This is a genomic window from Paracoccus kondratievae, from assembly GCF_009301415.1.
Classification (GTDB): Bacteria; Pseudomonadota; Alphaproteobacteria; order Rhodobacterales; family Rhodobacteraceae; genus Paracoccus; species Paracoccus kondratievae.
Genome location: NZ_CP045073.1, coordinates 544,758 through 557,603 on the forward strand (window position 1 = coordinate 544,758; position 12,846 = coordinate 557,603).

Annotated in this window: 14 protein-coding genes and 1 tRNA gene; 8 read left to right on the forward strand and 7 right to left on the reverse strand. The window is 62.0% G+C overall.

The window, feature by feature from the left end; genetic code table 11:
- Positions 1-43: 43 nt before the first annotated feature.
- The 6 genes from F8A10_RS13985 to F8A10_RS14010 form a co-directional block, all read right to left on the reverse strand.
- Positions 44-754 (reverse strand): GAD-like domain-containing protein, encoded by a 711-nt coding sequence (locus tag F8A10_RS13985; RefSeq protein WP_152367625.1) that lies wholly within the window; start codon positions 752-754, stop codon positions 44-46.
- Between the two features lie 12 nt (positions 755-766).
- Positions 767-1,309, reverse strand: coding sequence for a polymorphic toxin type 15 domain-containing protein (locus F8A10_RS13990; protein WP_152367626.1), 543 nt, complete (start codon positions 1,307-1,309; stop codon positions 767-769).
- Between the two features lie 236 nt (positions 1,310-1,545).
- Positions 1,546-2,010, reverse strand: a complete 465-nt coding sequence (locus F8A10_RS13995; RefSeq protein ID WP_152367627.1) for a hypothetical protein — start codon at positions 2,008-2,010, stop codon at positions 1,546-1,548.
- Positions 2,011-2,046: 36 nt separating this feature from the next.
- A complete protein-coding gene (locus tag F8A10_RS21125) occupies positions 2,047-2,205 on the reverse strand; it encodes a hypothetical protein (protein ID WP_176224553.1) in 159 nt (52 codons plus the stop codon).
- Positions 2,206-2,528: 323 nt separating this feature from the next.
- Positions 2,529-2,613: transfer RNA gene (locus F8A10_RS14005), tRNA-Leu, on the reverse strand.
- Positions 2,614-2,698: 85 nt separating this feature from the next.
- Positions 2,699-4,219, reverse strand: a complete 1,521-nt coding sequence (locus tag F8A10_RS14010; protein WP_152367628.1) for an NAD(P)H-hydrate dehydratase — start codon at positions 4,217-4,219, stop codon at positions 2,699-2,701.
- A 153-nt stretch (positions 4,220-4,372) separates the two neighbouring features.
- On the opposite strand from F8A10_RS14010, the gene F8A10_RS14015 reads away from it, so the two are divergent.
- The 6 genes from F8A10_RS14015 to gap all read left to right on the forward strand — a co-directional run bounded on the left by F8A10_RS14015 (position 4,373) and on the right by gap (position 10,438).
- Positions 4,373-4,711 carry a P-II family nitrogen regulator gene (locus F8A10_RS14015; RefSeq protein ID WP_010398051.1) on the forward strand — a complete coding sequence of 113 codons (339 nt, stop codon included), beginning with the start codon at positions 4,373-4,375 and terminating at the stop codon, positions 4,709-4,711.
- A gap of 95 nt (positions 4,712-4,806) precedes the next feature.
- Complete coding sequence (gene glnA / locus F8A10_RS14020) at positions 4,807-6,213, forward strand: type I glutamate--ammonia ligase (protein ID WP_010398047.1); 1,407 nt, start codon at positions 4,807-4,809, stop codon at positions 6,211-6,213.
- Positions 6,214-6,353: 140 nt separating this feature from the next.
- Complete coding sequence (gene purB / locus F8A10_RS14025) at positions 6,354-7,670, forward strand: adenylosuccinate lyase (protein ID WP_010398044.1); 1,317 nt, start codon at positions 6,354-6,356, stop codon at positions 7,668-7,670.
- A gap of 60 nt (positions 7,671-7,730) precedes the next feature.
- On the forward strand, positions 7,731-8,789 hold the full coding sequence (locus F8A10_RS14030) for a flagellar motor switch protein FliG (RefSeq protein WP_085502473.1): 1,059 nt from the start codon (positions 7,731-7,733) through the stop codon (positions 8,787-8,789).
- Between the two features lie 260 nt (positions 8,790-9,049).
- A complete protein-coding gene (locus tag F8A10_RS21130) occupies positions 9,050-9,193 on the forward strand; it encodes a hypothetical protein (RefSeq protein WP_010398041.1) in 144 nt (47 codons plus the stop codon).
- A 243-nt stretch (positions 9,194-9,436) separates the two neighbouring features.
- Positions 9,437-10,438, forward strand: a complete 1,002-nt coding sequence (gene gap, locus F8A10_RS14035) for a type I glyceraldehyde-3-phosphate dehydrogenase (protein WP_152367629.1) — start codon at positions 9,437-9,439, stop codon at positions 10,436-10,438.
- A 129-nt stretch (positions 10,439-10,567) separates the two neighbouring features.
- Here the strand turns inward: gap and F8A10_RS14040 are convergent, their stop codons facing one another.
- Complete coding sequence (locus tag F8A10_RS14040) at positions 10,568-10,867, reverse strand: antibiotic ABC transporter (RefSeq protein WP_227493512.1); 300 nt, start codon at positions 10,865-10,867, stop codon at positions 10,568-10,570.
- Positions 10,868-11,005: 138 nt separating this feature from the next.
- Between F8A10_RS14040 and pyrC the strand changes: the two genes are divergently transcribed.
- Together pyrC and F8A10_RS14050 are read left to right on the forward strand one after the other, a co-directional pair.
- Entirely contained in the window at positions 11,006-12,049 is a 1,044-nt protein-coding gene (gene pyrC / locus F8A10_RS14045) for a dihydroorotase (protein WP_152367630.1), read from the forward strand.
- Positions 12,046-12,717, forward strand: a complete 672-nt coding sequence (locus tag F8A10_RS14050; protein WP_152367631.1) for an orotate phosphoribosyltransferase — start codon at positions 12,046-12,048, stop codon at positions 12,715-12,717. Before pyrC ends, F8A10_RS14050 begins: the two co-directional genes overlap by 4 nt.
- The last annotated feature ends 129 nt before the right edge of the window (positions 12,718-12,846 follow it).

Here is a 12,846-nt window from a genome sequence, read left to right on the forward strand (position 1 = left end):
GAGCAGAGAAGTTGAGAGAGTCGCGGGAAGGTTGTGGGTAACACTATGGCTGCCGTCCGACTTTTCTGCGTGGCACCAGCGTTCCGAAGCCTCCTTGTTCACCCTCGGGCTGGACATAATCGTAGAGCGTCGGCGGTGACAGCGAAGCCAGCATGACCAGATGCTCGATCAGCGGCAATCTTTGCAGGTTCCTGACGGGGTAATCACCAGAGGCCGAATAGGCGGGAACGAAGCCATAGATTTCGCCAGGGGCCAGTTCGCCAAGATTTTCCAGTGCCCAGGGGAATAGTGGGATCATGTCTTCGTCGTTCCAGTCAAGACGGTAGGCGCCATCATCAATTTGGAAGTATATTGGCTTGAAATCGGGCCTGCTACCCCGATAATCTGGGCTGGATTGATCGCGCCATGTCACCGTCCCGAAAGCAAGGTTGATGGTCATGGTCCTGCCCGCCCCCATGAACACATCGATCATCCCGAGCGCATTATAACCGAACGGGATCAGATCATCGACATTGTATTCCGGATCACCCGCGAAGACCTCGTCCATCACCGGGCGCAGGAAATCCGGATCACAAACCCAATACTGACCTTTGCTGAGCGATCCCCAGCCTTGTTCAGTCCACCAGCGCAAGAGGAAATCCGGCAGGCGCCCCCGCCATTTTTCGACCTGTGCTTCTGTCGGATAGGAATGAGCAACTGGCGCATATTTGCGGATCAGCGCGTCGAAATAATCCTGCTCACTATACTGAACCATGCTTGTTCTCCCTCACCGCCCTCGATCGACACAAATCTCAAGAACGACCTGGACCGAAGGACATCCGTTCCTTTGCTGTTCCATGGCGTGATTCGCCAGCCGCTGCGATCTGCCGCCCCGCCATTGCGATCCCATCGAGCTGTTCTCGTTGAGGCCGCCAATGCGGTCTCGCAGCGGGATCGACGGATCGGCAACCGAGGTATAGGCCCCGCCCGCGATCATGTCGGGATTGTGCAAGGCGGCAACGGTTTCCATGTGCGCGTCGAGCATTTTTCTGCCATCTGGGCCATATAACCTATTGTATTCCCTAATTTTCGAGGACCGATATTCCGCTCTCGTTCTTGCCTGCAACGGCTCGGACAGCTTGCGCATGCCTTCGGGATTGGCGAGATAGGCGCCACGGTTGCCCAACATCTCGCCCGGCGTCATCGCGTTCAGCGCCCGCTCCTGCAACTTCAATTGCCGGCGGAACTCGGTGCGATCCACATCGGGACTGACCGGCATGAAGCAGAGCAGCTGAACCTTGCAGCGCGGGCGTTCCTCATCCTCGTCCACGCGGACGTTATCTGGAAACGGGACGGGCTGGGGTCGGGCGGCAGGATCTTCCGCCGGGGCTTGCTTGCGCTCGCGATGATGTTGCAGTTCCTCAGGGGTGATTGCAGCGCACGCAGTGGCCGCAAAGTGGCATCGGCCAGCGTCGCATCGGGCGATGTCGAAAGACCCCCCACAGGGGTGGCGGGCGGCGCAGGCGCGCTTTGGTTGTCCTCAAGCACCAGATCGGCCAGCGCGGGTCAGCAGCGGGGAGGGGATATGCTCGCGGAGGTCAACAAGTGCCGCGCGCTGGTTGGTCCACTGACCCACGCTTTCCGGACTGCTCGCGTAATCGCAGAGCGAGCGCGGGTCTTCGGCCGCCATGCCGGGTTGAAGAAGAGGTTAGCGGGCATGTTCTTCGTGCCATACTCCTGCAATTTGGCGTTTTGGAAGCGGGCGCCGCGATCGTTGGTTACTATCGTGGCCTCGTCCCCAACCTTGACCACCACTTCGATGAACCCTCGCGAGCCCTTACCGGTCTGGACCGTCGTTGCATCCTCCACTCGGATCGAGCGGATCAATTCGCCCTCCTCGCGCGGCGCGAGATAACACATCGCGGACGTCACCTGCTCTCCACTAACCCGCGCCTGCGCCTTAGCGGCTGCGACAACCTTCGCCGCTTTGCGGCGAAACATGACTTGAACCTCGGGGATGCCGTTGACCATTTTTGACTCCCAGAATCAGTTAGTTGCTTCCTACGCTCAGGAGAAAAAATGGAGGTTCACATATCGGATACAGCACGGGCAGGCCAATTTCGCGGCCAACGGATAGGCGAACGGCAAATCCATGAACTGATCGGTATTGCCCGCGGCCTTCTCGCTGACGGTCACCTGAATGATGGAGAAATCAACTTTCTTCATCGATGGCTGGCCGCCGACGATGGGGCTCGGGCAAACCCACTGGTGTCATGCCTCGTCACGGTTAGCGCTATACCGCAGCCATGCAGTTAGCCGAGGCAGGATGTACGGACGCCGAGATCCAGTCAGTTACAGGGCACAAGACGCTGACGATGGTCCAAAAGTACCGCTCACAAGCAAATCAAAAGCAGGTCTCCAAGGCGGCTCAGAGTCGTAGAGAACAGAACAGGGACGGAACGTGATAGTGCTAAAACATGTGCCAAAACCCTTCGGCACAGGGTCAAATCCGTTGCCTATATACGCAAGATTGTGTATATTTTTCAATATGGTGCGGGTGGAGGGACTTGAACCCCCACGCCTTGCGGCGCCAGAACCTAAATCTGGTGCGTCTGCCAGTTTCGCCACACCCGCATCCTGATCCGCGCGAACCGAAACCGGCCATCCACGGATTGGCGCCCCTCTTAGCAAAGCCGTTTTCGGCTGGCGAGAGGAAAGTTTAACAGCCAAGCATACGAAGCACCGAAGGCAGCCGCCCGGGCAGGTCCTCGGCGATCAGGCCAGGGCCAAAATCACGCGCGGCCTCGGCGTGCAGCCAGGCCCCCGTCGCCGCAGCATCAAGCGGCGGGAACCCGCGCGCCAGCAGACCGGCGATGATGCCAGACAACACATCGCCCGAGCCCGCTGTTGCAAGCCATGGCGCAGCGGCCTCTCCGACAGCGGCGGCAATGCGCGCCTCTCCCCCCGGGGTAGCGATCACCGTGTCGGGCCCCTTGAGCAATACGGTGCAGCCAGCCCTCGCCGCCGCCTGTCGGACCGCGTCCAGTCGTGAAAACGCAGGACCAGTTGGGGCCGGGGCGACAAACTGACGGGCCAGATCAGGGAATAGCCGGGCAAACTCACCTCCGTGCGGGGTCAGCACCACGCCCGGATGCAGCGCCGAAAACAGAGTTCCGGGCGCATCGGCAAAGGCAGTCAGCGCATCGGCATCCAGCAATACCGCCCGCTGTGACGCCAGCGCCACCGGGACCAGATCGCGCGCGCGCTGAAGCCCCAGCGCCGGACCCAGAGCCAGCGCGTTGAAACGGCGATCCTCAAGCAACCGCTCCAGCCCGGCACGATCGGGGACCGGGCGCAACATCACCGCATCAAGCCGCGCCGCATTCTCGGCCAACGCGTCGGGCGGACAGGCAAGCGTCACCAGGCCCGCACCCACCCGCAACGCCGCCCGCGCCGTCAGCCGCGCTGCGCCGCCCTGCCCCGACCCTCCGCCCAGAATCAACGCGTGGCCGTGGTCGTATTTGTGGCCAGCGCGCTTTGCCAGCGCGGGCTGAGGACCAGCCAGCAGGGCAGGTCCATCCACCCCCTTCATCCACGAATCAAGACCAATATCGACAAGGCGCAACGCACCGCTAAGCTCGCCCCCCTGTGCCAGCAGATGCCCAAGCCTGGCGCGCTGAAAACTGACCGTCAGGGCCACCGCCGGCAGATCCAGCCCACCCAGCACCCGGCCACTGTCAGCGCAAAGCCCGCTAAGGATATCAACCGCGACGATGGGACAGCCACAGGCAGCAGCCAGCCGCAAAGGCGCAGCGCATTCATCAGGCAAGGGGCGCGTCAACCCGGTTCCGAAAAGCGCATCAATACACAGGGTGCCGGGCGGAAAGTCCTCGGGGCCAATATCGTCAAGCGCCGCAACCGTCCCGATCCAGCCCGCCGCCGCGGCGCGTGCATCAGGCGTCACGGGGGGCGCAAGCGCCGCCAGCCGGATCTGCCAGCCGCACGATGCCAGTTGGCGGGCGATGACATAACCGTCGCCGCCATTATTGCCCGGCCCGCAGAGAATCACCGCTCGCCCCGGCTGCTGTGCATACTCGGGCCAAAAGGTCAGAACCTCGGTCACAACACCCGCTCCGGCCCGCTCCATCAGCGCGGCTCCGGTCACGCTGGCACTGTTGATCGCGGTTCCTTCCAGCGCACGCATCTGTCGAGTCGTCAGGATCTCGCGTCGCCCGGCCATTCTGTCGCACATAATTCAGGCAACCCGCACAATAAACGGGCACATGCCCGGGATTTGCTGTCTGCATGCTGCTTTCCCCGTCAAGCCGCATGGACGCGCATCATCAAACCCGCCAATCAGGTCCCAGGCAAGTCGCGAGAGAAGGATCAGGCGATGAAGAAAGTCGAAGCCATCATCAAGCCCTTCAAACTGGACGATGTGAAAGAGGCCCTTCAGGAAGTCGGCGTGCAGGGTCTTTCGGTCACCGAGGTCAAGGGCTTCGGCCGGCAGAAAGGTCACACCGAGCTTTATCGCGGCGCGGAATATGTGGTGGACTTCCTGCCCAAGGTGAAGATCGAGATGGTCCTGCCTGACGACCTGGTCGAAGCCGCTGTGGACGCCATCATCTCGGCCGCCCGCACCGAGAAAATCGGCGATGGCAAGATCTTCATCCTGCCCGTAGAGCAGGCCATCCGCATCCGGACCGGCGAAACCGGCGACGACGCGGTCTGATCCGCGACCCCGCGCAGGATCAAAGACACGGAAATATTCAACTGGTATCCATGCCCGGCGGCGGCGCCGGTCAGACTGATGGAGGAAGGACCCAAATGACAGTCAAGGACGTTCTGGATCTGATGAAGGCGGAAGAGGTCGAATACGTCGATGTCCGCTTCACCGATCCCAAGGGCAAGCTGCAGCATGTGACCCTGGTCGCCGATCTGGTGGACGAGGACTTCTTTGAAGAAGGCTTCATGTTCGACGGCTCCTCGATCGCTGGCTGGAAATCGATCGACCAGTCCGACATGAAACTGATGCCGGACGCGTCCTCGGCCTATATCGACCCGTTCTACGCCGAAAAAACCCTGTGCCTGCACTGCAACGTGGTCGAACCGGACACCGGCGAACCCTATGCCCGCGACCCGCGCGGCACCGCCGTCAAGGCCGAAGCCTATCTGAAGTCGAGCGGCATCGGCGACACGGCCTTCTTCGGCCCCGAGGCCGAGTTCTTCCTCTTTGACGACGTGCGCTATTCGGTGACCCCACAGAAGGTCGCGTTCGAGCTCGACTCGGTCGACGCCGCCTGGAACACCGATACCGTTTACGAAGACGGCAACCTTGCCCATCGCGCGGCCCACAAGGGCGGCTATTTCCCGGTGAACCCGGTCGATGCGGCGCAGGACATCCGCGGCGAAATGCTTTCGACCATGAAGCGCATGGGCATCAAGGTCGACAAGCATCACCACGAAGTTGCGACCGCCCAGCACGAGCTGGGGATGATCTTCGGCACGCTGACCCAGCAGGCCGACAACATCCAGAAATACAAATACGTCATCCACAACGTCGCTGCCGCCTATGGCAAGACCGCGACCTTCATGCCCAAGCCGATGAAAGGCGACAACGGCTCGGGGATGCACGTCAACATGTCGATCTGGAAAGACGGCAAGCCGCTGTTCGCCGGCGACAAATATGCTGATCTTAGCCAGGAAGCCCTGTGGTTCATCGGCGGGATCCTCAAGCACGCCAAGGCCCTGAACGCGCTGACCAACCCCTCGACCAACAGCTATAAGCGGCTGATCCCGGGCTTTGAAGCTCCGGTTCTGCGCGCCTACTCGGCCCGCAACCGCTCGGGCTGCGTGCGTATCCCGTGGACGGAATCGCCGAAAGCCAAGCGCGTCGAGGCCCGCTTCCCCGATCCGGCCGCCAACCCCTATCTGGCCTTTGCCGCGCTGCTGATGGCCGGCCTGGACGGCATCAAGAACAAGATCGACCCGGGCCCGGCCTCGGACAAGGACCTCTACGACCTGCCGCCCGAAGAACTGGCTGAAATCCCGACGGTCTGCGGCAGCCTGCGCGAAGCGCTGGAAGAGCTGGAAAAGGACATGGACTTCCTGCTCGCCGGGGATGTCTTCACCCGCGATCAGCTGGAAGGCTATATCAAGCTGAAGTGGGAAGAGGTCTATGCCTATGAGCATACGCCCCACCCCATCGAATACGCGATGTATTACAGCTGCTGATCCGTTTTCGGGACAGTGACAGGGAAAGCCGCCTCTTGGGGCGGCTTTTTTCCATCAGGGCCGGCGCGGACCCTCGCCAGCCCGTGGTTGCGGGGCGGGGGCCTTGCCGCTAAAAGCCCGGCAAACATCAGGAGCCCCGCATGATCCCCCGCTATGCCCGCCCCGAAATGGTCGCCATCTGGTCGCCCGAAACCAAGTTCCGCATCTGGTACGAGATCGAGGCCCATGCCTGCGACGCCCAGGCCGATCTGGGTGTGATCCCGCGCGAGAATGCCGAGGCCGTCTGGAAAGCAAAAGACGTCGAATTCGACGTCGCCCGCATCGACGAGATCGAGGCGGTGACCAAGCATGACGTGATCGCCTTCCTGACCCATCTGGCCGAGCATATCGGCGCCGAAGAGGCGCGCTTTGTCCATCAGGGCATGACCAGTTCGGACGTGCTCGACACCACGCTGAATGTACAGCTGGTCCGGGCGGCGGACATTCTGCTGGCCGATATGGACAAGGTTCTGGCGGCGCTGAAAAAGCGCGCCTATGAACATAAGGACACCGTGCGTATCGGTCGCAGCCATGGCATCCATGCCGAGCCGACCACCATGGGCCTGACCTTTGCCCGCTTTTATGCCGAAATGGCCCGGGGGCGCGAGCGCCTGCAACGCGCCCGCGAAGAGGTCGCAACCGGCGCGATCTCGGGCGCAGTCGGGACCTTTGCCAATATCGACCCGCGCGTCGAAGAACATGTCTGCGCGCAGATGGGCCTGCGCCCCGAGCCGATCTCGACCCAGGTCATCCCGCGCGACCGCCACGCGATGTTCTTTGCCACGCTGGGCGTCATCGCCAGCTCGATCGAAAACATCGCCATCGAAATCCGCCACATGCAGCGTACCGAGGTGCTTGAGGCCGAAGAGTTTTTCAGCCCCGGCCAGAAAGGCTCGTCGGCGATGCCGCACAAGCGCAACCCGGTGCTGACTGAAAACCTGACCGGCCTTGCCCGGCTGGTGCGCATGGCCGTGATCCCCGCGATGGAGAACGTCGCCCTTTGGCATGAACGCGACATCAGCCATTCCTCGGTCGAGCGTGGTATCGCCCCCGACGCCACCATCACGCTGGACTTTGCCCTGAACCGGCTTGCCGGCGTGGTCGAGAAACTGGTTATCTACCCCGAAAACATGTTGAAAAACCTTAACAAGTTCAAAGGACTGGTTATGTCTCAACGTGTTCTTCTGGCGCTGACCCAGGCCGGTGTCAGCCGCGAGGACGCCTATCGGCTGGTCCAGCGAAACGCCATGAAAGTCTGGGAACAGGGTGCCGATTTCAAGACCGAGCTGCTGTCTGATCCCGAAGTGACCGCGGCACTGAGCCCGGCCGAGATCGAAGAGAAGTTCGACCTTGGCTATCACACCAAGCACGTGGACACGATCTTTGCCCGCGTTTTCGAAGAAAACGGCGCCCATTAACCCGCAGTTTGTCTTTTGCTGTCAGATTGCCCCCGAAGGTTATGGAATCGGGGGCAATTCATGGGCGTTCCGGCTATCGGGACGGCGGGTCTAAGCCCGCGGCAAAAGGCAGCGGTGATCGTACGGCTGGTTCTGGCCGAGGGCGAGGACATCGACCTTGCCCGGCTGCCGCAGGACTTGCAGACAGTGCTGGCTCAGGAAATGGCCCTGATGGGGGTCATCGACAAGCAGACGCGTGACGCCATCGTCGCCGAATTCTGCGACCATCTGGAATCGGTGGGCCTGTCTTTCCCGGGCGATATCGACGGGACGCTGGCGCTTCTTGACGGCCACCTGTCGCCCGACACCACCGACCGCTTGCGGCGGCTTGCCGCCCTGAACGGCACGGGCGACCCCTGGGACCGCATCGCCACATTGACGCCCGAGGTGTTGGCCGAGCTTGCCCGGACCGAGGCGCCCGAAATCGCAGCGGTGATGTTTTCTAAACTGCCGGTTCCGCGGGCGGCCGAGGTCTTTGCCCTGCTGGACCCGGCCCTGGCCCGGCGTATCGCCTATACGATGTCGCTGACCGGCGGCATCAGGGCTGATGCGCTGCAACGGATCGGGCGGGCCCTGATCCAGGCGGTCGACGCCCTGCCCCGCCCGGCTATCGAGGGCAAGGCCGACGAAAAGGTCGGCGCTATCCTGAACTTTTCTCCCTCGCGCATGCGCGACAGCGTACTGGCCGGGCTCGAGGATGATGATGCCGCCTTTGCCGGAGAGGTACGCAAGACCATCTTTACCTGGTCGCATATCCCGCGCCGCATTGATCCCCGCGATATTCCCCGCGTCACGCGCGAAGTGGACAATGCCGTGCTGATCAAGGCGCTGGCGGGCGCGCCCGAGGATGCGCGCGCTACAGTCGATTTCCTGCTTGGCGGACTGCCTTCACGGCTGGCAGAATCGCTGCGCGACGAAATGGAAACCGTTGGTAAGGTTTCAGCGCAGGATGCAGAAGAGGCGATGGATCAGGTCGTCCTCGCTATCCGGCAGATGGAAGCTTCGGGCGATCTGTTCCTGATCTCGCAGGAAGAACAGGACGATGGTCAGGAGACCGAAACAACCGAACCCTCTGCATGATCGCGCCAGGCAAATGAGCAAGCCAAAGCACCGAACGGGCATATGTCGCGCGGCATCCGCCAAGGTTGATACCGAAACCCCACCGCATCGCAGGGACGATCAGAACCGTCTCTGCAAGACGCCAGATCCCGACCTCGGGGGGAAACCAAACCGGGGCTTGCCTGCCAGAGGCGGCTGCCCTAGCAGAAGGGCGCGGCGTCCGTGCGGGCTCACACCATGGGGCAGAGAACGCGGACAGGAACAATCGCGGAAGGTATGGCATGACCAATCAGATCGCACTGGTGCTGGGGCTGTTGATCATCGGCCTTTTCGCGGTGGATGCGCTGTTTCTTCATTGGGGCCTGCCGGTGTTTTTGGGAAAACAGCTCGTCAGCCTGATCGAATATCTCAGCTTCTGGCGTTAGACGCCACGCCGGGGCGATTCGTTCCATCTGCTTCCAATCGGGCGGCGGGCCGCATGAATGGGCATGGCTGCGTCCCTTTCCGCGCCTCTTCAGCAACAGGTCTTGCGACCTTGTGCAGAGATTTCGCGCCACGGCATCGGATTTTCGGCTGGGTTAGCGCCCCCATTGGTTTCTGGCATTTGCATTTACCCGGCAATGCGGGCTATTTGCAGCCCGCAACATCATCAGCGGCGGAGGACACACATGGCTGTCAAGGTGGCGATCAACGGTTTTGGCCGGATCGGTCGGAACGTGCTGCGCGCGATCATTGAATCGGGGCGCAATGATATCGAGGTCGTGGCGATCAACGACCTGGGTCCGGTCGAAACCAACGCGCATCTGCTGCGCTATGACTCGGTCCATGGCCGTTTCCCTGCCGAGGTCAAGGTCTCAGGCGACTCGATCGACGTCGGCCGCGGCCCGATCAAGGTCACCGCGATCCGCAACCCGGCCGAGCTGCCCTGGGGCGACATCGACGTCATCATGGAATGCACCGGCATCTTTGCGTCGAAAGAAAAGGTGCAACCGCACCTGTCGACCGGCGCCAAGCGGGTGCTGATCTCGGCCCCCGGCGACAATGCCGACAAGACCATCGTCTTTGGCGTCAACCACGACACGCTGACCAAGGACGACCTCGTCGTCTCGAACGCCAGCTGCACCACCAACTGTCTGTCGCCGGTCGCCAAGGTGCTGAATGACAGCATCGGCATCGTCCGCGGCTTTATGACCACGATCCACAGCTACACCGGCGACCAGCCGACGCTGGACACCATGCACAAGGACCTTTACCGCGCCCGCGCCGCCGCGCTGTCGATGATCCCGACCTCGACCGGCGCTGCCAAGGCCGTGGGCCTGGTGCTGCCCGAACTCAAAGGCAAGCTGGACGGCGTCGCAATCCGCGTGCCGACCCCCAACGTCTCGGTCGTGGACCTTGTCTTTGAAGCCAGCCGCGACACCTCGGTCGAGGAAATCAACGCCGCGATCCGCGCCGCTGCTGACGGCCCGCTGAAAGGCGTCCTTGGCTATACCGAAGAAAAGCTGGTTTCGTCGGACTTCAACCACGATCCGCACAGCTCGGTCTTCCACATGGATCAGACCAAGGTGATGGAAGGCAAGCTTTGCCGCATCCTGACCTGGTACGACAACGAATGGGGCTTCTCGAACCGTATGTCAGATACTGCGGTCGCCATGGGCAAGCTGATCTGAGGATTGTCGGCCAGCGTCGGACAACCGTCGCAGGTCAGCCTGAGAAGATGGAACGCGCCCGACATAACTGGGCGCGTTTTTCATTTTCGCGTCTCATCATGCCCGGCCAGGAACCGGGCAGGGCCAGGATCAGTTTTTGCGTGACAGGCGGCGCATATTCGCCCGCGTGCGCCGACGATACGGCAACAGCGCCGCCGCCATGACCCGATCCGCGCGCTCGCCCCGTCCGGCCGCACGCAACGCTGCATGTAGCGCCTCGGATGCGGCATTGGCTTTTTCCATCACCATACGCTGAGGCTCAGAGGCATCTTGCGGCACCATGCCCATCAGCCCGGCCGTGCGCAATGCGATGACCATCTGTGCCTCCCAGGTCATGCGCGCCATCTGCTGCCAAAGCTGCAGCGTCTGCATCGCCGACCTATTCATCATTCCGAAACCCATCACGACTTCCTCTGAAACAGCGGGTAGGCAGAAAAATTTGCTCCTATCGCGGGCAAAAGCCAAGAGGTTCCTTGCAGCCGCCTTTGCCCTATGGCCATGAAGCCGCACCCGGTATAGAGGGGAATCATGACCACATCCGTAACTATCCGACGCCCCGACGACTGGCATCTGCATCTGCGCGACGGCGCCATGCTGCAGGCAGTGGCTTCTTTTTCCGGCCATTTTGGCCGGGCGATCATCATGCCGAATCTGGTGCCGCCGGTGGTGACCGGCGCGCAGGCTGCAGCCTATCGCGACCGTATCCAGGCGGCGCTGCCGGGAAAAGTGACGTTACGTCCCTTGATGACGCTTTATCTGACCGAGGCCACCGATCCCGCCGACGTGGTTGTGGCCCACGCGCAGGGAATCATCTCGGCGGTCAAGCTGTATCCGGCCGGGGCAACGACCAATTCTGCCTCGGGCGTGCGCGATTTCGACAAGGTGCGCCCTGTCCTGGACGCCATGGCCGAGGCGGGAATTCCCCTGCTTTTCCATGGCGAGGTCACCGATCCGTCAGTGGATATATTCGACCGCGAGGCGGTGTTCATCGACCGCGTTCTTGACCCGATCCGCCGCGCCACCCCCGGCCTGCGTGTGGTAATGGAACATATCACCACCTCGGACGGGGTTGATTACGTCCTGGGTAACGAGAGTATCGGCGCGACCATCACCACCCACCACCTGATCATCAACCGCAACCATATCCTCGCAGGGGGTATCCGGCCGCATTACTATTGCCTGCCCGTCGCCAAGCGCGAAACCCACCGGCTGGCGTTGCGCAAGGCGGCGACCTCGGGTGATGGGCGTTTCTTCCTTGGCACCGACTCGGCGCCGCACCCTGACCGCGCCAAGGAATCGGCCTGCGGTTGCGCCGGCTGCTTTACCGCGCCGAACACCATGTCGATCCTTGCGCAAGTGTTCGAGGAGGAGGGAGCGCTTGAGCAGCTTGAGGCCTTTACCTCGCTCAATGGCGCAGCTTTCTACGGCATTGCCCCGAATGAGGACCGCATCCGGCTGGTCCGGCGCGACACCCCTGCCGAATACCCCACCCATATCCCCGCCGGAGACGAGACCGTCACCGTCTTTGACCCCGGCTTCCCGCTTTACTGGCACGTTGAGGACCCCGCATGACCCTGCCCTTTCCCCCGCATGAGGAAATCGCCCGGCTGACCGCGCGCATGCTGCTGGAGATCAAGGCGGTTCATTTCAACGCCGCCGAGCCCTTTACCTATGCTTCGGGGCTGAAGGGGCCGACCTATATCGATTGCCGCAAGCTGATCAGCTTTCCGCGCATCCGCTCGACGCTGATGGATTTCATGGCCGCGACCGTACTGCGCGAGGCCGGTTTTGCCGCCTTTGATAACGTCGCCGGGGGTGAGACGGCGGGCATCCCCTTTGCCGCATGGGTCGCCGAACGGCTTGAACTGCCGATGACCTATGTGCGCAAAAAGCCCAAAGGCTATGGCCGCAACGCCCGGATCGAAGGGGCGATGACCGAAGGCCAGCGCGTGCTTCTGGTCGAGGATCTGACCACCGACGGCGGCTCGAAGCTAAGCTTTGTCGATGCCATCCGCGAAACCGGCGCGACCTGCGGGCATACGGCGGTGGTGTTCTACTACGACATCTTCCCCGAGACCGAGCAGCGTTTGGCCGATCATGGCGTCAAGCTGCACTATCTCTGCACCTGGTGGGACGTGCTGGCCGAGGCCAAAGCGCAAGGTTTTTACGACACCGGAACGCTGGCCGAGGTCGAGAAATTCCTGACCGATCCGCGTGCCTGGCAGGCAGCCCACCCCTGATCCGGCACGGTCGCCTGACGGTACCGCCGGAATAACCCTTCGTCAAAAAACCGGGTTGGCGCCCATCAGCGCCAGCCCGGTGCGGGTTTTTCTGCTATACCAGTAACCAGTTGCCCCTTTCGTCAGCGC